The sequence below is a fragment of the Aerococcus sp. HMSC062A02 genome, assembly GCF_001809535.1.
Classification (GTDB): domain Bacteria; phylum Bacillota; class Bacilli; order Lactobacillales; family Aerococcaceae; genus Aerococcus.
Genome location: NZ_KV797935.1, coordinates 142,389 through 161,922 on the forward strand (window position 1 = coordinate 142,389; position 19,534 = coordinate 161,922).

The window sequence follows — 19,534 nt, forward strand, 5'->3', positions numbered from 1 at the left end:
AAACTGCCACATCGCAAGAGAAGATGCAGTATCCCATCTTTCAGTTAGCCAATCCAGAGGGCTAAACATCTCCAAACGGCATTAGCAAGTGAAATGATGGCGAATCGCGTTTCTAAACGGTATTAACAAAGGAGATAGTGCCGGTTTCTAGCCAGCAGCGTCCTTTTTGTCAAAAAATATGCACCTAACATGAAGACTAAGATCAAGCAGGGCAGCGCCGTTTTTTATTGGGGCTGGAAGGGATCTGTGCTATACTTTAAGCAAATTATCCAATGAAGATGGAGGGGTTGTGTGTTAACAGGTAAACAGATTGCAGTGGTTGTGACCGGGGGGATTGCGGCTTATAAGGTGCCGGGCTTGGTGCGGCGCTTGATCAAGGCGGGGGCTTCGGTGCGGGTGGCCCTGACGCCGGCTGCAGAACGCTTCGTGACGGCGGAGACCTTGGAAGTTCTGACCAAGTATCCAGTCTTAAGAGAAGGGGCGGCCTATCCTGATCCGGTGGCCCATATTGCCTTGGCGGACTGGGCGGACTTGAGCGTGGTGGTGCCGGCGACTGCCAACAGCCTGGGGAAAATGGCTCAGGGGTTGGCGGACAACGAGGCACTGAGCAGTCTATTGGCCAACCAAGGATCGATCGTCTTCGTGCCAGCTATGAATCATAAGATGTGGGCCAATCCGGCGGTCCAAAGAAATGTGGCCCGCCTGAGAGCAGATGGGCATTACGTCCTGGAACCTGGCTTTGGCTTCCTGGCTGAGGGCTATGAGGGCAAGGGGCGGATGCCGGAGATTGAAGAAATTTATGCCGGAATTGAGGCCTTCTTTGCCTGCCAAAATCTCGACCAGCCCCTGGACCTGACTGGCCAACGTCTAGTCATCAGCGCCGGGGGAACGGAGGAACCGATTGACCCGGTCCGCTACCTATCCAATCGCTCGTCGGGGAAGATGGGAACAGCCCTCGCCCATGTGGCCCTCCTGGCTGGCGCTCAGGTGACCCTGGTCCAGACTCCCTCGGCTCAAACGCTGCCAGTCCTGCCGGGGATCGAATGCCGCCAGGTCACGACCGCCCAAGAGCTCTACACGGCTATGCATGAGGAGATCCAGAGCGCGGACATCCTCGTGATGGCAGCGGCTGTGAGCGACTACCGGGCCGCCCAAGCCGCTGACCAAAAGATTAAAAAGCAAGACCAAGACCAGGGCCTACGCTTAGAATTGGCAGAAAACCCAGATATCCTGGCCAGCCTGCCTAAAGACAAGGCCTATGTCATTGGCTTTGCGGCGGAGACCCAGCATGTCGTGGACTATGCCCGGCAAAAACTTGAGAAGAAGGGCGCCCATATGATTGTCGCCAACGATGTCAGCCAGGCTGGCATTGGTTTTGCGAGCGAGGACAATGCGGTCCAGATCGTGACCCCGACGGACGTCCTGGCAGTGGCCAAGCAGTCCAAGTACGGCATCGCCGCCCAGATCTTGGCCCAAGCCATAAAGGAAAGAAAATAAGCACTCAGCACAAGGAGGTTCTTTTGTATGAAGACACTCAAAGCTTTGAAAGTATGCAATTTCTTACCGCTAATTTACTTTGGACTTCTTAGCCTGACCTTCGCTGGCCTACCAGCTGTCGCTTCTATCATAGGAGAAGAGGGCTTCATGGATATGGTTGTTGGACTGGCCTTCAGCTTGGCTCTCGGGTCAGGGCTCTTTGTGGGGGTTTGGACCTTACTGAATCTGGCCCTGACCGCCTGGCACTTCATCAATCGGAGAGGGGCTAAGCCGCGTCCTCTCTACCGCCAGACCATCCTCACCGTCATATTGGCCGCCCTGTATTTTGCGAGTTTTGGCATTGAAGACCGACTCTTAGCGATCTTTGGCCAAGACAAGACCTGGCCGCTGAACCTCATTTACTTGGTCATTCTCATCTTATCCCTTGTCCTCGCTTGGCCACATAATCGGTCGCTAGGTTAAATCAATAAAAAGGCTGGAGCTTTTGCAGTTCCAGCCTTTTCTTGTATCGAAGTGAAGTGATTCTTAAACAGTCTATATTTTGTTATTTCATTAAACGGCCGTATAACCGCCATCGACCTTGATGTCGGTCCCTGAGATAAAGGACGCATCGTCAGAAGCGAGGAAGAGGATAGCAGCAGAAACTTCATCGACTTCTCCCATGCGGTTAATCGGATGCAAGCTCGCTAATTTTTCACGAATTTCGGGAGCAACGGTTTCTGTCAGAGGTGTATTGATATAACCAGGGCAGACCATGTTGCAGCGGATCCCTTCTTCCAAGTAATCGGTTCCCACCTGCTTGGTCAACATTTGGATACCTCCCTTAGTGGTGGCGTAGGCCGTTAAGCCTTGACGTGCCACGTGGGAGTGAATGGAGCCAATATTAACGATAGCACCCCCGCCACCTTGGCTTAGAAATTGTTCGACAGCAAATTTATTCGCGTAGAAGGCCCCATCGAGGTTAATGGCCCGCACTTTTTTGTAATCTTCGACTGAGAGGTCGGCAATCTTCGCTTCAATATTAATTCCCGCATTGGCTACCATGACATCTAGCTTGCCGAAGTGGTCAACAGTCTTTTGAATTAATTCGCGGTTGTCAGTCTCTTGGCCAGAGTCAGCTTGGATAAAAATAGCCTCGCCCCCAGCTGCCTGGATCTCGTCAACAACGCGCTGGCCTTCTTTTTCATTAATATCAGCCACAACGACTTTAGCAGATTCGGCAGCGAAAGACTTGGCAGCATCTTCACCAATACCAGAGGCTGCCCCGGTAACGATAACCACTTTATCAACAAAACGATTATAAGACATCAAACATTCCTCCTTAGTTTACATAGGATAATTTCATTCTTACATCCTACATTTCCACCATAAAATAAAGGCTTACAATTGTAAAATATTTTTAATCCGAAATATCTTACACCTATATACCAAAAAGCGATCAAGCAAGTTTGAAAAAAACTAGCTGCCTCTGTTAGCGAGTGAGTTGCCGGTACTTGCGAGTGAGGACTCTGTTAGCAACTAGGAAGCCGATAACTTGTAAATCAGGCCTCCATTAGCAAGTAGGCTGTCGGCAACTTGCGAATGCGGCTTCCATTAACAAGTTGAACCTCTACTAGGCAAGCTCCCACACCCTCACCATAAAGAAAACAAGCTAGCCAGGGTCTGGCTAGCTTGTTGATCCTTCATCCTTAAAATTCTTCTCCCAATACAAATGAGTTCTCGTCGAGGGAGAAGGGGTTGTCTTGGTTGATGTGGTCGTAGTAGAGGATGCCGTTGAGGTGGTCGATTTCGTGTTGGAGGACGATGGCGGGGTAGCCTTTGAAGCGTTTTTTGTGCTCATTGCCTTCCAAGTCTTGGTAGCGGAGGGTGATGCGCGCATAGCGAGGCACATAGCCAGGGACGTCTTGGTCGACGGACAGGCAGCCTTCGCCGCTCGGTAGGGCCACTTTTTCTAGGGAGTGGCTGAGGATGCGCGGGTTGCAGACGACTTCTTCCATTATAATCTTGCCGTCTGGGTCTTCCAGGTCAGGGATCAGGACGGCGGTCATTTGCTTGGAGACATTGACTTGGGGAGCAGCCAGGCCTACGCCTGCACGGAGGCCGTACTTTTCAGCGATTTCTTCATCTTGGCTGTTGTGCAGGTAGTCCATTAAGTCTTGGGCGAAGGCGCGGTCCTCGTCAGTCAGAGGGAAGGTCACTTTCTCAGCGGTTTTGCGCAGGGTGGGGTGGCCGTCCCGGATAATATCATCCATTGTAATCATATTGATATAACATCCTTTCTAGTCTAGTAAATGTCTTCCCCTCATTATACCGTTAAAGCCGGGAAATGTTTAGCGCTTTTGCTTAATATTTAAGGCGAAAAAAACAGCTCGCGAAAAAGCTTTCAAAGGATTAGGCCGTGTAAACGCTTAAAACAGGCTACTTTGCTCCTTGTCCTAGATGAGACTATAACAGATGATCCAAAATGATTGGTACAGTTAAATGATTTAATTTACGAATAAGAACAAAAATCGCATTTAAAGGCCTGAGATCATAGGCTTGTCATAAGAACAAACTTTGTGAAAAAAGGCTCAAAGTATAGAAAAGACAGCCTTTTCATTAATTTTTCTGTACTATAAAAGAACTTTTGCTTGGACAAGCTATAAGACTTGCTTTTTATACGCTAAAATGATACTTTATAACAGAGGGCTGCATTTGATTGATACAGAATTGAATGCACTTGATTTATTACTGAAAGAATTTCAATTATAAGAGAGGAATGATTATAAATGGCTAAACAACCAGTAGATTATGCTGCGCAGTTGGAAGCAATTGACGAGCTTTTCCCAATGGTTCGTATCTTAGACGAAGAAGGGAAAGTCGTTAATGAAGAGATTATGCCTGATTTATCAGACGATGAATTAGTTGAATTAATGAAACGGATGGTGTTCTCTCGGACGCTTCACGAACGTTCTATGGCTCTCGCTAAGCAAGGACGTTTAGGTTTCTACGCACCTACCTATGGGCAAGAAGCTTCCCAAATGGCGAGCTCTTATGCTTTCGAAGAAGGTGACTGGTTATTCCCAGGCTATCGTGACGTTCCTCAATTAATCGCTAAAGGCTTGCCTATCTACAAGGGCTTCCTCTGGTCACGTGGACACGTTGAAGGGAACGACTACCCTGAAGACCTACATGCGATGCCACCACAAATCATTATCGGTGCTCAATTAATCCAAGCTATGGGTAATGCTGTTGGCCAAAAATTAAATGGTTCCGACAATGTGACTTATGTCTACACTGGTGACGGTGGTTCATCCCAAGGTGACTCTTATGAAGGCTGGAACTATGCAAGCCGCTACAAAGCACCAATCGTATTCTTCATCCAAAACAACGGTTTCGCAATCTCAACCCCACGCGAAAAACAATCCGCTGCTAAGACCTTAGCTCAAAAAGCTGTGGCAGCAGGTATCCCAGGGGTACAAGTTGACGGTAACGACGCCCTAGCTGTTTACGCTGTAGCTAAACAAGCACGTGAATATGCCGCTGCTGGTAATGGTCCTGTCTTGATTGAAACCATCACCAACCGTTTAGGTGCTCACTCAACATCAGGTGACAACCCTAAACTTTACCGGACTGATGAAGATATCGAACTATGGACCGGCCGTGAACCTCTCTTACGTATGCGTAAGTTCATGGAAGACAAGGGTCTATGGAATGAAGACATGGAAACTGAATATGTTGACCAAGTGAAAGAAGAAATCAAAGAAGCGATTCAAAAGGCAGAAGCTGCCCCACAACAAAAAGTTTCTGATTTCTTGAAGAACATGTTCGAAAACCCTGGTCAAAACATTAAAGAACAAATCGAACAATATGAAGCAAAGGAGAGTGAATAAGCATGGCTAAAAAGAACAACCGCAACAAAACAATGGTTGAAGCCGTTACAGAAGCGTTAGACCAAGAAATGGCACGCGATGAAAAAGTCTTAATCTTTGGTGAAGATGTGGGTAAAAACGGCGGTGTATTCCGTGCCACCACAGGCTTATACGACAAGTATGGTGAAGACCGTGTCAGCGATACACCTCTATCCGAATCAGGTATTGGTGGTTTAGCCATTGGTTTAGCTCTTCAAGGCTTCCGTCCTGTTATGGAAATCCAATTCTTCGGTTTCGTATTCGAAGTTATGGACTCCATCTCTGGTCAAATGGCACGTACCCGTTACCGTATGGGTAGCACCCGCCATATGCCTATTACCGTTCGTTCACCATTCGGCGGGGGCGTTCACACACCTGAAATGCACGCGGACTCCCTTGAAGGCTTAATGGCCCAATCTCCAGGTCTTAAAGTGGTTATCCCATCAAGCCCATACGAAGCAAAAGGTCTCTTGACCGCTTCTATCCGCGACAATGACCCAGTTGTCTTCTTAGAACACATGAAACTTTACCGGTCATTCCGTGAAGAAGTTCCAGAAGAACAATATGAAATTGAATTGAACAAGGCCAATGTTGCCCGCGAAGGTAATGATGTGACTGTCATTGCTTACGGCTACATGGTGCGTGAAGCATTGAAGGCTGCTGAAGCCCTTGAAAAAGACGGCATCTCAGCTGAAGTTATCGACTTACGTACCGTTCAACCTCTAGATATGGAAACCATCGGGGCTTCTGTTGACAAGACAGGCCGTGTGGTAATGGTTCAAGAAGCTCAACGTCAAGCAGGCGTGGGTAACCAAGTGATTGCTGAAATTTCACAACGCAATATCTTGAGCTTAGAAGCACCTATCCAATTCGTATCTGCTGCAGATACTGTCTTCCCATTTGGTTTAGCTGAAAACGTTTGGTTACCAAATGCTGAAGATATCCAAGAAGCAGTGAAGAAAGCAACTGAATTCTAATTGATTAAGGACGCTTGGTAGCGGTTAGGGCAACTTAACCGCTCTGAGCTTTATCATTTCAGGATAGTTTAGACAGGTATTGAGAGATAGAAGGGAAGAACTCAAACTATGGCTTACATTTTTAATATGCCCGATGTCGGCGAAGGTATGGCAGAAGGCGAAATCGTTGCATGGGACGTCAAAGTCGGCGACGAAGTCCAAGAAGAAGATACACTCGTTGAGATCCAAAACGATAAATCCGTTGAAGAAATTACCTCTCCTGTAACAGGGAAAGTAACCAAGCTTTACTATGAAGAAGGCGACTTGGCAATGGTTGGTGAACCATTGATCGCATTCGAAGGCGAAGGCTTAGAAGACAACGAAGCTGAAGCAGCACCTGCTTCAACACCTGAGTCTCCAGCCCAAGAAGAAAAAGCTGAAGATCCAGCACCAGCAAGCAATGGTGGCGGCTCTTACTACAAATTCCGCTTACCAGACGTTGGTGAAGGTATGGCAGAAGGCGAAATCGTTTCTTGGTTAGTTTCTGAAGGTGACGAAATCACTGAAGAAGATTCCCTCGTTGAAATCCAAAACGACAAGTCTGTCGAAGAAGTGGCTTCACCAGTTGCTGGTACGGTTAAGAAGATCTTAGTGGAAGCTGGGACTATCGCAAATGTAGGCGATGTTTTAGCTGAAATCGACTCACCAGAACACAATGGCGAAGATGATGGCGCAGAAGATACTTCAACACCTTCACAACCTGCTCAAGAAGCTAAGGCTGACGAAGGTAATGATGACGCAACAGGTGGCGCAGCTTCAGCACCAGCTACAGCTGATCCAAACCGCGTGATCCAAGCCATGCCTTCTGTTCGTAAATATGCACGCGAAAAAGGCGTTGACATCAGCTTAGTGAACGGCAGCGGCAAGAACGGTCAAATTACCCGTGATGATATTGACAACTTCGATCCAAACGCTCAAGCTTCAAGCAGCCAAGAAGCTGGCCAAGAAGCCGCTCCAGCTCAAGAAGAAAAAGCAGCTAAGAAATCACCAGCTCCAGCTCCAACTGTTTCTAACGAAGACTTAGTTGAACGCGTGAAGATCTCACCAATGCGTCGGATTATCTCTGAATCCATGACCACTTCTAAGTTTACCGCACCTCAAGTATCCCTCTTCATGGACGTTGAAGTGTCTAAACTTTGGGATCACCGTAAGAAATTCAAGGGCATCGCTGCAGAACGTGATGTGAAGTTAACCTTCTTACCATATGTGGTTAAAGCCTTAGTTGCTGCTGTTAAGAAATACCCAATGCTTAACGCATCAATCGACGAAGAAAACCGCGAATATATCCTTAAGAAATACTATAACGTAGGGATCGCAACAGACACTGACAATGGCCTATTCGTTCCAAACGTTAAGAATGCTAACCAAAAATCAATGTTTGAAATTGCTAACGAAATCAACGAAAAAGCTGCCAAAGCTCATGCTGGCGAATTAACCAACGAAGAAATGGGCGACGGTACCATTACAATTTCTAACATCGGTTCAGCTGGTGGTGAATTCTTCACTCCAATCCTTAACTTCCCAGAAGTTGCCATCTTAGGTTTCGGTGCCATCAAGCAAGAACCTGTTGTCAACGATGAAGGCGAATTAGTAGTTGGCCGCGTTCTGAAACTGTCATTAACCTTCGACCACCGTATTGTCGATGGGGCTGTCGGTCAACGCTGCTTGAACGAAGTCGCTCGCTTATTGTCAGAACCAGAATTGCTATTAATGGAAGGATAGGTTGATAAAATATGGTAGTAGGAGCAATGGCAATTGAATTAGATACAGTCGTTATCGGTTCAGGCCCTGGTGGCTATGTGGCAGCAATCCGTGCTGCCCAAAAAGGCCAAAAGGTTACAGTAATTGAACGCGAATTCCTCGGTGGGGTTTGCTTGAACGTCGGCTGTATTCCTTCTAAAGCCTTGATCCAAGCAGGTCATGCTTACCATTCTGCCTTAGAAGGCGCAGAAGTTTTCGGTGTGACAACTGAAGGAACAAACTTAGACTTTACTAAGACTCAAGATTGGAAAGACAACCAAGTCGTTAAGAAAATGACTGACGGGATTGGCTTCCTCTTCAAGAAGAACAAGATCGACGTTGTATGGGGCGAAGCTTATATCAACAACGATAAAGAATTAACCGTTACCGGTGAAGGCGACGAACATCAATTGTACACTTACAACAACTTGATCGTTGCTACTGGGTCAACACCAATCGAAATCCCAGGCTTCAAGTTTGGCGGTAACATCGTTGACTCAACAGGCGCTTTAGCCTTCGAAGAAGTTCCAGAAAAACTCTTAGTGATCGGTGGCGGTGTGGTAGGTTCTGAATTAGGTTCTGCCTACGCTAACCTCGGTTCTGAAGTCACCATCCTTGAAGGGTCTCCACAACTCTTACCAGGTTTTGAAAAAGACATGGTGAAAGTGGTTCAAAAAGACATGAAGAAAAAAGGCATGACCGTTATTACTAATGGCATGGCTAAAGAAGCAACAGACAACGGCGACTCTGTTACCGTTAAATACGAAGAAAAAGGTAAAGAAAAAGAAATTACCGTTTCTAAAGTTCTCGTATCTGTTGGTCGTCGCCCAAATACGGCTGAAATCGGCTTACAAGCTGCAGGCGTTGAAATGGACGACCGCGGCTTAGTCAAGGTTGATGAACAAGGCCGCACAAGCGTGAAGAACATTTACGCTATTGGTGACATCGTGCCAGGCCTAGCCCTTGCCCACAAAGCTTCTTACGAAGGGATCGTAGCTGCAGAAGCTATCGCAGGGGAAAATGCAATTGTTGACTACAAGTCAATGCCTTCAATTGCTTACACTGACCCTGAATTAGCTAGCTACGGCTTAACCGAAGCTGACGCTAAAGAAAAAGGCTTGGAAGTCCACTCCTTCAAATTCCCATTCGGTGGGAACGGACGTGCCGTATCTATGGCTAACGCAGATGGTTTCGTTCGCTTAGTCGCTACTAAGGACAACAACATTATCGTTGGTGGCCAAGTGGTTGGACCTAACGCATCGGATGCAGCTGCTGAAATTGGCTTAGCCATTGAATCTGGCATGACAGCTGAAGATATTGCCTTGACGGTTCACGGTCACCCAACCTTGAATGAAGCGATCAAGGACTGTGCAGAAGGTCTTTTAGGCCAAGCTATCCACGCTTAATCCGATTAAGCAGACAAAAAATTGATTCTATACACAAAAAAGAGCCTGATCTCGGGCTCTTTTTTAATGGGGCTTATGGTTGTACTGTCAGCATGCGTTTCGTCTTGAATTTGATCGTTGAATGTTCAGATGATCAACACGGCTAAAGCCGTCTTGTACTTTATCCGTAAGTCGCTAGCGCTCCAACGGCTAAAGCATAGCACCGGTTCGGCCAAGGTCTCTCACCTAGCAAGCTTCAAAGAATTAGAGTGCGACAAAAGTCGGTTAAGCCTGAACCACTGGAGCAAAATCTAGAAGAGCCTTGCTAAAGGCTCGCCTAGATTTTGTGAAGTGGAGTCAGGGTTGACTTTTGGAGCAGGTTTGGGCTAGTACGGCTAGCGCCTACTATATTTTTATCCCCAGCCAAGTTCCAAACCTTCTTCTCCTCCCAGACTAAGCCGCTTGCTGCCACCAGGGTCTATTTTCTGCTATAATAGAAGCAAAGTGAACGCTGAAGGAGGCGATTAGGATGGCTTATGCTTACCCACTGGATATGTCTTGGTCGACTGAGGAGATGACGGTAGTGGTGGAATTTTTCCATGCGGTGGAATTGGCCTATGAGGGAGGCGTTGACCGCACAAACTTGCTGGCGGCTTACCGGGCTTTCAAGGAAGTGGTGCCGTCGAAGATGGAGGAGAAGCAGCTGGGCAATGCCTTCGAGAAGGTGTCGTCTTATAGTGTGTATCGGACCATGCAGAAGGCTAGGGCAACAGAGGCCGGCCGCGTGACCATGCCTTAAGGAGGAAGTTGAATGGATAGACAAGCAATTGAAGAATTAGTTCACAGTTGGGTGATGGCGGCGGCTGACCATATCCGCCAGGCAATGGACCAGCCGCTGACAGTAAATGAGAAGTCCAGCCACCAGGATATTGTGACTAACCTGGACCAGGAGACGGAGCGCTACTTGCGCGAGCAGATCCAGTCCCATTTCCCGGATGATCGAATTATTGGCGAAGAGGGGGAGGGCCAGCAGTCGGATAGCCTGGAGGGGACCGTGTGGATTATTGACCCTATCGACGGGACCGCGAATTTCTATGGTCAAGGCCGCCACTTCGCCATTATGCTGGGGCGTTATGTGGATGGGGAAGGCCAGTTTGGCGTGATCTATGATGTGATGGCGGATGACTATGTGTCTGCCTGGCAGGGGCAGGGGGTGACTTGGAATGGCCAGCCTTTCGAGAAGCCTTTTGACGACAAGCCCCTGCGCGAGGGTCTGATTGCAGGCAACGGCAGCTACGCCCTCCACAATACCCACCGCATCCAGGACTTCATCGACCAGGCGCTAGGTTTTAGGATCTACGGCTCGGCCGGCCTGCAGGTTCTCTATGTTCTGCGCGGGGACCTTTTACTCTACTTCTCACCTAAGCTAGCCCCCTGGGATGTGGCCGCTGGTGCTGTTATTGCCCGCGAGGCAGGGCTTAGCTTTAGTCAGTTCGATGGCAGCAAGTTAGACCTTCTCCACAAGGGCTCAGGTGTGATCGGTTACCCCAGCGCCTACCAACAATTTGTCAAGTACCTAGCTGTTGAAGCCGCCTGGGATAAAATGTAAAAATCCCCAATAATTCCTAGGCAAGGCCTAGTAATAGTGATAAAATGAAAAAGCAGATTTTTTGGAGCTTTATGAACTTGTGATTATGATTGTGCAAGTGAGCATTCGTTACGCTTCTGAATTTGGTCGTTAAAAAGCCATGGCACCGGTTCGGGCCAGGGTCCCTCACCTAGCGAGCTTCAAAGGGCTAGTACGGCTAACGCCTACTATCCCTAATTCACATCGCTTGCTTTTTCATGGCTAACGACCAATTTCAACGCTCCACTACTGCTCAAGAGTAGATTACATAGAAAGTTTCCTAAATCACTAATATTAAAGTATAAAACATTTTTTGACCAGTTAAATAATAGAAGCAAAAGAAAAAGGAGTTAAGACATCAATGACAAAACGCGAAGATATTCGGAATGTCGCCATTATAGCCCACGTTGACCACGGGAAAACGACCTTGGTTAACCAGCTACTTGAAAATTCAGATACCTTAGATGAGCGGGCCCACTTAGATGAACGGGCCATGGATTCCAATGACCTGGAACGGGAACGTGGGATTACCATCCTCTCTAAGAACACAGCGGTTAACTACAAGGGTACCCGAGTGAATATCATGGACACCCCAGGGCACGCGGACTTCGGGGGTGAAGTGGAACGGATCATGACCATGGTTGACGGGGTTGTTCTGGTTGTGGATGCCTATGAAGGAACCATGCCACAGACTCGTTTTGTCCTCCAAAAAGCCTTCGAAGCAGGCAAGACCCCGATTGTGGTGGTAAACAAGATCGACAAGCCAGCTGCTCGGCCAATGGAAGTGGTGGATGAAGTTCTTGACCTCTTTATCGAACTTGGTGCGGACGAAGACCAAATCGAATTCCCAGTGGTTTACGCTTCAGCTATGAACGGAACGTCTAGCTATTCGGCAGACCCTGCTAAGCAAGAAAAGACGATGGCACCAATCTTTGACGCCATCATCGAAAACGTGCCAGCCCCTGAAGATAACAAGGATGAACCCCTGCAATTCCAAGTCTGCATGCTGGACTATAACGACTATGTAGGCCGTATCGGGATTGGCCGGATCTTCCGCGGCTCCATCAGTGTGGGCGACCAAGTGACCTTGAACAAGTTGGACGGGACCAAGAAGAACTTCCGGGTCACGAAATTGTTAGGCTTCCTTGGTTTAGACCGGGTAGAAATCGACCATGCCGAAGCTGGCGACCTGATTGCGGTATCCGGGATGGAAGACATCTATGTGGGTGAAACCGTGACGGATACTGAGGTACAGGAAGCCTTCCCGCCACTACGGATCGATGAGCCTACTCTACAAATGACCTTCATGACCAACAACTCGCCTTTTGCGGGTCGGGAAGGGAAATTTGTGACCGCCCGTCAGATCGAAGAACGCTTGAAGTATGAGCTCCATACCGACGTGTCTCTGCGCGTGGAAGATACGCCTGAGCCTGACCAATGGATCGTTTCTGGCCGGGGGGAACTCCACCTGTCCATCTTGATTGAAAACATGCGCCGGGAAGGTTTCGAACTCCAAGTGTCACGTCCGGAAGTCATTATCCGGGAGATCGACGGCATCAAGCAAGAGCCTTTTGAATCGGTACAAATCGACACCCCTGAAGAATACCAAGGGAGCGTGATTGATTCCTTGAACCAACGTAAGGGGCAAATGTTGGACATGGTCAACGAAGGTCGCGGGACGGTGCGCTTGAACTACTTGGTGCCTGCCCGGGGGATGATCGGCTATGGCACCCAATTCGTGACCATGACGCACGGTTACGGGATCATGAACCATAGCTTCGATTCCTACCAACCCCTGATTAATGCCGAAATCGGCGGCCGCCGCAATGGCTCTCTGGTCTCTACGGAAACCGGCAAAGCTACCACTTACGGTATCATGAACGTGGAAGACCGCGGGACCATTTTCGTCCACCCAGGGACTGAAGTTTACGAAGGCATGGTTGTCGGGGAAAATGCCCGGGAAGAAGACATCGACGTCAACATCGTCCGGGCCAAGAACCTGACCAACGTGCGTTCAGCCACCAAGGACCAAACCGCGACCATCAAGGAACCGCGCGTCCTGAACTTGGAACAATCGCTGGAATTCATGGATGACGACGAACTCTGTGAAGTGACCCCAGAAACTGTCCGCGTCCGCAAACGCATCCTTAACAAGAGCGAACGCGCCCGCTACAACAAACGTAAGAAAAAAGCAGAAAATTAAGCAAGAACCGGTAGGAAGTGGAGGGATGAGCTCTACTTCCTGCTTTTTATTTGGGAATTGTGCTGGTGAGCATGCGCTGCGCTGTTGAATTCGATCTTTGAATTTTAGAAGGATCAAGACGGCTAGGGCTTCTGGGACTAGAGGGGGACTGAATTCTGGGATTAGAAACTGCATTGTCTCGAAGGAAGATGCAGTAAGTCGCCGAGAAACTGAATTGTCGTGCGAGAAGATGCAATTTCTCCAAGATACGGCAATCCTGGTGCCCATAACGGACAATCACTGGATCTTTTGTCGGTATCTCCTTTCGTAAGCGCCAAAACGTTTGAGATATGTCGGTAAGTCGTTCCGTAAGCGCCAAAACGTCCGAGATATGTCGGTATCTCGTTTCGCAAGCGCCAAAACCCTCGAGATATGTCGGTAAGTCGTTTCGCAAGCGCCAAAACGTTTGAGATATGTCGGTATCTCCTTTCGCAAGCGCCAAAACGATCCGGATATGTCCTTATCTCGCTCACAGCAGCCAAATCCTGGCTTAATAGATAGTCACATTTATTCTCAAGCGAATAAAATCCCGAAAACTAACAAGCTTCTCATCAAGTTATGGTATAATTTCATGTGTATATGCTTAATATAAAGAAGGAGGGGATAGCGAATGGATATCGATCGGAAGCAAGCGGAAGAGATCTTGCTTCATGAAGCCCAACGCATCTCTCACTTAATCCTCAGTCAAAAGGAACACTTATGTTTTGCCCAGTGTCCGGCCTTTGAGGAGATTGTGGATACTCAGATGTATGGCTTCTCCAAGCAAGTCGCCTATGCGATTGCGATTGGTGCACTTTCGAAAGATAAGGGCCATCAAATTATTCAAGAATTGGAGAATACCCTGAACCAGGTTTATACGGAGATCTTCGAAGAGGGGCAGTTCTACCATGTAGAGGGGGACCACCGTGCCAACAGAAAAGACTCCTAAGTCTAAGACGCAAAAGCTCGCTTCGGCGCTGAGGAGGGCCTACCGGGAGATGAATCTATCGATCTTCCTGCCCTATATGGTGCTCTCGATTATCGGCTTGATCATGGTCTTTACGGCTTCATCCTACCGGGCCATCTCGGAGGGCAATGATGTCTCCTACTATGTGGTCCGCCAGCTGGTCTTCATGGGCGTCGGTTTCGTCGTCGCCATGCTGATCTACCGGCTCCGGGTGACGGTTTTTCGCAGCCAAGCTTTCAAGAAGCTGGCCATTGCGGTTATCAGCCTGGCCTTGGTCTTCGTCCTCTTCTTTGGAGAAGAGATCAACGGGGCCAAGGGTTGGATCGACCTCTATGTGATCTCCATCCAACCGATTGAATTCGCCAAGCCGGTCTTGATCCTACTCTTAGCGGACTATTTCAGCCGCTACCAAAAAGACTTCGGCCAGAACCCGGGTTGGAAGGGCTTCTTCCGAGTCCTCGGCCGCCATCCCTTAGTACCTGGCGCCATCCTGCTCTGGCTGGGCATTGCCGTCCTCCTGCCTGATATCGGGGGCTTCGGCCTGCTGCTTGTTATTGCCAGTCTCATGGTGCTGGGATCGGGGATATCGTCTAAGGTCGTCAAAGTGCTGAGCGGTCTGGCGGTCGCAGGCTATGCCGTCTTGGTTTTAGGCGCTCGCCTGGCCAACCACTTGGGCTGGACCTCGGATAACTACCAAGTCCAACGCCTGCTCAGCTTCGTGAATCCCTTCCCCGAGGCCCAGGGAATCGGCCACCAATTGGTCAATTCCTACTATGCCCTCAAGGGGGGCGGTCTCTTCGGCCGAGGCCTGGGGAATTCGGTCCAGAAGTTGGGCTACCTGCCTGAAGCCCACAACGACTTCATCATGGCCATCGTGGGCGAGGAGTTGGGGCTAGTTGGCCTAATCTTTATCCTGGGCCTCTACTTCTACCTCACCCTCTACCTCTACTACCGGGCCCAGAAAGCCCGAAGCGTCTATATCCAAATGCTCTTAATTGGGCTGGCCTCTTATTTCCTGATCCAGGCTGTGATCAACCTGGGCGGGGTGACGGGGCTCCTGCCGATCACGGGGATTACCTTCCCCTTCATCTCATACGGCGGGTCCTCCATCCTCACCTCGGCCATCATGGTGGGCCTGGCCCTCTCAGCCGTAAGAGCCGATCAAAATAGAGTGTGACAAAAGTTGTTTAGCCCTGAATCACTGGAGCAAACTATGTCTGATTGTTGGTAAACAATCAGACATAGTTTGTGAAGTGGAGGTCAGGGCTGACTTTTGGAACAGGTTTTTGGCAAAAATTTGTTGTTTAAAAAGAGTTTAGCATATTATCCCAAGTTTATATCCAAGTAGCCACTGCATGTCATCAAAGGGGAGTGTAATTATGATTAAAAAAGTCCTAGTCGCCAACCGTGGCGAAATCGCTATCCGTGTCTTCCGGGCCTGTTTTGAATTAGGCATCGAGACGGTCGCAATCTTTGCCAAGGAAGATGAGAATTCAGTCCACCGCTTCAAGGCGGACGAATCCTACCTGGTTGGGGAAGGCAAGAAACCAGTTGAAGCCTATCTCGACATTGAAGACATTATCCGCATCGCCAAAGACACCGGCGCCGACGCCATCCACCCTGGCTACGGCTTCCTGTCTGAGAATGTGGACTTTGCCCGCCGCTGCCAGGAAGAAGGCATTATCTTCATCGGACCGAAAGTCGAAACCCTGGATATGTTTGGGGACAAGGTTAAGGCAAAAATTGCCGCCCGTGATGCCGGTATCCGCGAAATTCCAGGGACACCAGGTCCAGTGGAATCTGTCGAAGAAGTCCGTGCTTTCGCCAAGGAAGCGGGCTATCCGATCATGGTCAAGGCAGCCAATGGGGGCGGGGGCCGCGGCATGCGGGTGGTTCGCTCAGAAGATGAACTGGAAGAACAATTCGAAACAGCCTCCAACGAAGCGCTCAAGGCGTTTGGCTCGGGCGTCATGTATGCCGAGAAATACATTGCCAATCCTAAACACATCGAAGTCCAAATCCTAGGCGACCAGCACGGCCATGTTATGCACCTCTGGGAACGTGACTGCTCCGTCCAACGCCGCCACCAAAAAGTGGTTGAAGTGGCGCCAACAGTGGGTCTGCCCATGGAAGTCCGCCACGAGGTCTGCGATGAAGCGGTCCGACTCATGTCCCATGTTGGCTATCAGAATGCTGGGACAGTGGAATTCTTATTAGATGGCCACGACTTCTACTTCATCGAAGTCAATCCTCGGGTCCAAGTGGAACACACCATTTCCGAAGAGATCACTGGGGTCGATATTGTCAAGGCCCAGATCCGGATTGCGGACGGGGAATCTTTTGAAGCGATTGGCCTGCCTAAGCAAGAAGACCTGCCGCTGATGGGCTATGCCATCCAGTGCCGGATCACGACCGAAGACCCAGCCAACAACTTCTTCCCAGATACGGGTAAGATCAATACCTATCGTTCACCAGGTGGTTTCGGCCTGCGTCTGGATGCGGGGAACGGCTACCAGAATGCGGAAGTCTCGCCTTACTATGATTCCATGGTGACCAAGCTGATCGCCCATGCCATGACCTTCGAGGAAACTGTGGCCAAGATGACCCGGGCCCTGCGTGAGTACCGGATCCGCGGCGTCAAGAACAATATTCCCTTCCTCTTGAACGTGGTCCGCCACGAGGAATTCCAGACTGGCCAAGCGACGACCCTCTTCATCGACAACACCCCATCCCTCTTCGAATTCCCTAAAGAAAAGAACCGGGATAGAGGGAACAAGATCCTCCGCTATATCGCAGAAACAACTATCAACGGCTTCCCCGGCCTCAAACGTGGGGAAAAACCCCACTACACCAAGGCCCAAGTGCCAAATAGCTTGGAAGCAGTCGACAGCCATGGCCCAACTGCCAAGCAGATCTTAGATAAGGACGGGGTCAAGGCCGTCCAAGATTTCGTGACGGAGAAGAAAGAACTCCTCCTGACCGACACCACCATGCGGGATGCCCACCAGTCGCTGATTGCGACCCGGATGCGGACCCGGGACATGGTCAAGGCAGCCCAAGCCATGGAAGCAGCCAATCCAAACTTCTTCTCCATGGAAGTCTGGGGCGGAGCCACCTTCGATACGGCCTACCGCTTCCTGACCGAAGACCCTTGGGAACGCTTGGAGAAATTCCGGGCCGCTATGCCAAATACCCTCCTGCAGATGCTCTTTAGAGGGTCCAATGCGGTGGGTTACACGGCTTATCCGGACAATGTGCTGGAAGCCTTTATCAAGCAGTCTGCGGAATCTGGCATCGACGTCTTCCGGATCTTCGACAGCTTGAACTGGATCAAACAGATCGAAAAACCGCTCCAGTTCGTCAAGGACACGGGTAAGATCGCCGAAGCGGCCATGTGCTATACCGGCGACGTCCTCAATCCCGACCGGCAGAAGTATTCCACCGACTACTATGTCAACTTCGCCAAGGACCTGGTCAGCGCTGGGGCCGATATTATCGCCATCAAGGACATGGCTGGGCTCTTGAAACCCCAAGCCGCCTATGCCCTGATCTCTGAACTCAAGGCAGCAGTGGATGTGCCTATCCACCTCCACACCCACGACACCGCAGGCAATGGGATTATCACCTATGCTGAAGCAGCTCGTGCGGGTGTCGATATTGTGGACGTGGCCACTTCCGCCTTCTCCTCCACCACCAGCCAGCCAAGTATGACCACCCTCTACTATGCCCTAGAACACGACGACCGCCGTCCAGAACTCAACGTGGGCAATGCCCAGAAGATGAACCACTACTGGTCAGGCGTCCGGGCCTATTACAATGATTTTGCTTCCGGGCTCAAGGTGCCTGAAACCGAGATCTACAAGACCGAGATGCCAGGTGGCCAATACACCAACCTCCAGCAACAAGCCATCGGGGTCGGCCTGGAAGACCGCTGGGAAGAAATCAAGGTCATGTACCACGACGTCAACATGCTCTTCGGCGATATTGTCAAGGTGACCCCATCTTCTAAGGTGGTGGGCGACATGGCCCTCTTCATGGTCCAAAACAAGCTCTCCATCGACGACTTCTTCGAACGCGGCAAGAGCCTGGACTTCCCAGACTCCGTTATCAAGTTCTTCCAAGGTGACCTGGGCCAGCCCGTGGGCGGCTTCCCTAAAGATGTCCAAGACATCATCCTCAAGGGCGCCCCAGCAACGACTGAACGGCCCGGTGCCCTCTTAGATCCTGTGAACTTCGACGCTGTGCGGGAAGAATTAGCCGAACAAGTGGACATTGAGATCACGAACCAAGACTTACTGGCCTATCTCATGTATCCAAAAGTCTTCGTCGACTACTGCAAGAAGTTGGACAACTACTCCGACCTATCTAACATTGATACTCCAACCTTCTTCCGCGGCATGCAGCCCGGTGAAACCGTCTCGGTTGAGATCCAAAAGGGTAAGGTCTTACGGATTAAGCTCATCCAAGTCGGCGCTCCTAACCACCTAGGTGAGCGCATCGTCTACTTCGACCTCAACGGCCAACGCCGGGAAATCACGGTTAAGGATACGACCATCAAGTCCACCGTGGCCCTCCGTCCAAAAGCCGACCCATCCAACCGCGGCCACATCGGTGCGACCATGCCAGGGACCATTGTCAAGGTTTCCTGCGAAAAAGGGGACAGCGTCAAGGTCGGTCAAACCATCCTGGTAACGGAAGCCATGAAGATGGAAACCACCGTTAAGGCACCAATCGACGGGGTAATCAAAGCCATCCACGTCCAAGCAGGCGACCAGGTAGACTCCAACGACCTATTGATCGAAATTGAAAAAGCCTAGACGAGTCAGCAGGGAGGTGACGCCAATGGCAGAATATGAACAACGGCAAGACCGGGCGGGACTCATTGTCTGGCTCCATTCCACCAAGCACACCCGCCCCTTACAGAAATATGGCTATGTCTATTATATTTCCTATAAGCTCAAGTACGCTGTCGTCTACAGCCCAATCGAATCGATTGACGACACCATCCAAAAGATCCGCAAGCTGAAATTTGTCCGCGAGGTGGAAGAGTCACCGCGCCAGGAGATCAACACCGAATTTGACCAGGTGCTGGATGAATTGAAAGAGCGGATGCCGGAGGATGATGGGCTACCGGAATTGAAATATCGGTTTTAAGAAAGGGTGTGAGACTTGGCGTTTAGGCTTGGATGAT

General features: G+C 49.8%; 15 protein-coding genes. 13 read left to right on the top strand and 2 right to left on the bottom strand.

The window, feature by feature from the left end; all coding sequences use genetic code 11:
• Positions 1-291 precede the first annotated feature (291 nt).
• Together coaBC and HMPREF2626_RS06885 are read left to right on the top strand one after the other, a co-directional pair.
• The gene (gene coaBC, locus HMPREF2626_RS06880) at positions 292-1,497 is read left to right on the top strand and encodes a bifunctional phosphopantothenoylcysteine decarboxylase/phosphopantothenate--cysteine ligase CoaBC (RefSeq protein WP_070619221.1); all 1,206 of its coding nucleotides are present in this window, start codon (positions 292-294) and stop codon (positions 1,495-1,497) included.
• Positions 1,498-1,524: 27 nt separating this feature from the next.
• Positions 1,525-1,959 carry a hypothetical protein gene (locus tag HMPREF2626_RS06885; RefSeq protein ID WP_070619224.1) on the top strand — a complete coding sequence of 145 codons (435 nt, stop codon included), beginning with the start codon at positions 1,525-1,527 and terminating at the stop codon, positions 1,957-1,959.
• 90 nt (positions 1,960-2,049) lie between these two features.
• Here HMPREF2626_RS06885 and HMPREF2626_RS06890 read toward each other — a convergent pair whose 3' ends face one another.
• Entirely contained in the window at positions 2,050-2,805 is a 756-nt protein-coding gene (locus tag HMPREF2626_RS06890) for an SDR family NAD(P)-dependent oxidoreductase (protein WP_070619228.1), read from the bottom strand.
• A 380-nt stretch (positions 2,806-3,185) separates the two neighbouring features.
• Positions 3,186-3,758 (bottom strand): peptide deformylase, encoded by a 573-nt coding sequence (def, locus tag HMPREF2626_RS06895; protein ID WP_070619231.1) that lies wholly within the window; start codon positions 3,756-3,758, stop codon positions 3,186-3,188.
• Between the two features lie 507 nt (positions 3,759-4,265).
• On the opposite strand from def, the gene pdhA reads away from it, so the two are divergent.
• From pdhA to HMPREF2626_RS06950, 11 genes are all read left to right on the top strand, one after another.
• The gene (gene pdhA, locus HMPREF2626_RS06900; protein ID WP_070619234.1) at positions 4,266-5,369 is read left to right on the top strand and encodes a pyruvate dehydrogenase (acetyl-transferring) E1 component subunit alpha; all 1,104 of its coding nucleotides are present in this window, start codon (positions 4,266-4,268) and stop codon (positions 5,367-5,369) included.
• A gap of 2 nt (positions 5,370-5,371) precedes the next feature.
• Complete coding sequence (locus HMPREF2626_RS06905; protein WP_070619237.1) at positions 5,372-6,364, top strand: alpha-ketoacid dehydrogenase subunit beta; 993 nt, start codon at positions 5,372-5,374, stop codon at positions 6,362-6,364.
• Between the two features lie 108 nt (positions 6,365-6,472).
• Positions 6,473-8,125: a dihydrolipoyllysine-residue acetyltransferase gene (locus HMPREF2626_RS06910; RefSeq protein ID WP_070619240.1), complete on the top strand. Its 1,653-nt coding sequence runs from the start codon at positions 6,473-6,475 to the stop codon at positions 8,123-8,125.
• 11 nt (positions 8,126-8,136) lie between these two features.
• A complete protein-coding gene (gene lpdA, locus HMPREF2626_RS06915) occupies positions 8,137-9,549 on the top strand; it encodes a dihydrolipoyl dehydrogenase (RefSeq protein ID WP_070619243.1) in 1,413 nt (470 codons plus the stop codon).
• 508 nt (positions 9,550-10,057) lie between these two features.
• The gene (locus HMPREF2626_RS06920; RefSeq protein ID WP_070619246.1) at positions 10,058-10,327 is read left to right on the top strand and encodes a UPF0223 family protein; all 270 of its coding nucleotides are present in this window, start codon (positions 10,058-10,060) and stop codon (positions 10,325-10,327) included.
• 12 nt (positions 10,328-10,339) lie between these two features.
• The gene (locus tag HMPREF2626_RS06925) at positions 10,340-11,137 is read left to right on the top strand and encodes an inositol monophosphatase family protein (RefSeq protein WP_070619248.1); all 798 of its coding nucleotides are present in this window, start codon (positions 10,340-10,342) and stop codon (positions 11,135-11,137) included.
• A gap of 379 nt (positions 11,138-11,516) precedes the next feature.
• The gene (gene typA, locus HMPREF2626_RS06930; RefSeq protein ID WP_067972449.1) at positions 11,517-13,358 is read left to right on the top strand and encodes a translational GTPase TypA; all 1,842 of its coding nucleotides are present in this window, start codon (positions 11,517-11,519) and stop codon (positions 13,356-13,358) included.
• Positions 13,359-14,007: 649 nt separating this feature from the next.
• Positions 14,008-14,325 (top strand): DUF1507 family protein, encoded by a 318-nt coding sequence (locus HMPREF2626_RS06935; RefSeq protein ID WP_070619251.1) that lies wholly within the window; start codon positions 14,008-14,010, stop codon positions 14,323-14,325.
• A complete protein-coding gene (locus HMPREF2626_RS06940) occupies positions 14,303-15,520 on the top strand; it encodes an FtsW/RodA/SpoVE family cell cycle protein (protein WP_141744605.1) in 1,218 nt (405 codons plus the stop codon). The genes HMPREF2626_RS06935 and HMPREF2626_RS06940 overlap by 23 nt, the downstream gene beginning before the upstream one ends.
• Before the next feature lie 202 nt (positions 15,521-15,722).
• On the top strand, positions 15,723-19,160 hold the full coding sequence (locus HMPREF2626_RS06945) for a pyruvate carboxylase (RefSeq protein WP_210382803.1): 3,438 nt from the start codon (positions 15,723-15,725) through the stop codon (positions 19,158-19,160).
• 25 nt (positions 19,161-19,185) lie between these two features.
• Positions 19,186-19,497: a YlbG family protein gene (locus tag HMPREF2626_RS06950; protein WP_070619257.1), complete on the top strand. Its 312-nt coding sequence runs from the start codon at positions 19,186-19,188 to the stop codon at positions 19,495-19,497.
• The last annotated feature ends 37 nt before the right edge of the window (positions 19,498-19,534 follow it).

Bases quoted from the DNA above. Each gene is read 5' to 3' on its own strand.
- HMPREF2626_RS06885 (WP_070619224.1), top strand. From the start codon at position 1,525: ATGAAGACACTCAAAGCTTTGAAAGTATGCAATTTCTTACCGCTAATT.
- HMPREF2626_RS06890 (WP_070619228.1), bottom strand. From the start codon at position 2,805: ATGTCTTATAATCGTTTTGTTGATAAAGTGGTTATCGTTACCGGGGCA.
- def (WP_070619231.1), bottom strand. From the start codon at position 3,758: ATGATTACAATGGATGATATTATCCGGGACGGCCACCCCACCCTGCGC.
- pdhA (WP_070619234.1), top strand. From the start codon at position 4,266: ATGGCTAAACAACCAGTAGATTATGCTGCGCAGTTGGAAGCAATTGAC.
- HMPREF2626_RS06905 (WP_070619237.1), top strand. From the start codon at position 5,372: ATGGCTAAAAAGAACAACCGCAACAAAACAATGGTTGAAGCCGTTACA.
- HMPREF2626_RS06910 (WP_070619240.1), top strand. From the start codon at position 6,473: ATGGCTTACATTTTTAATATGCCCGATGTCGGCGAAGGTATGGCAGAA.
- lpdA (WP_070619243.1), top strand. From the start codon at position 8,137: ATGGTAGTAGGAGCAATGGCAATTGAATTAGATACAGTCGTTATCGGT.
- HMPREF2626_RS06920 (WP_070619246.1), top strand. From the start codon at position 10,058: ATGGCTTATGCTTACCCACTGGATATGTCTTGGTCGACTGAGGAGATG.
- HMPREF2626_RS06925 (WP_070619248.1), top strand. From the start codon at position 10,340: ATGGATAGACAAGCAATTGAAGAATTAGTTCACAGTTGGGTGATGGCG.
- typA (WP_067972449.1), top strand. From the start codon at position 11,517: ATGACAAAACGCGAAGATATTCGGAATGTCGCCATTATAGCCCACGTT.
- HMPREF2626_RS06935 (WP_070619251.1), top strand. From the start codon at position 14,008: ATGGATATCGATCGGAAGCAAGCGGAAGAGATCTTGCTTCATGAAGCC.
- HMPREF2626_RS06945 (WP_210382803.1), top strand. From the start codon at position 15,723: ATGATTAAAAAAGTCCTAGTCGCCAACCGTGGCGAAATCGCTATCCGT.
- HMPREF2626_RS06950 (WP_070619257.1), top strand. From the start codon at position 19,186: ATGGCAGAATATGAACAACGGCAAGACCGGGCGGGACTCATTGTCTGG.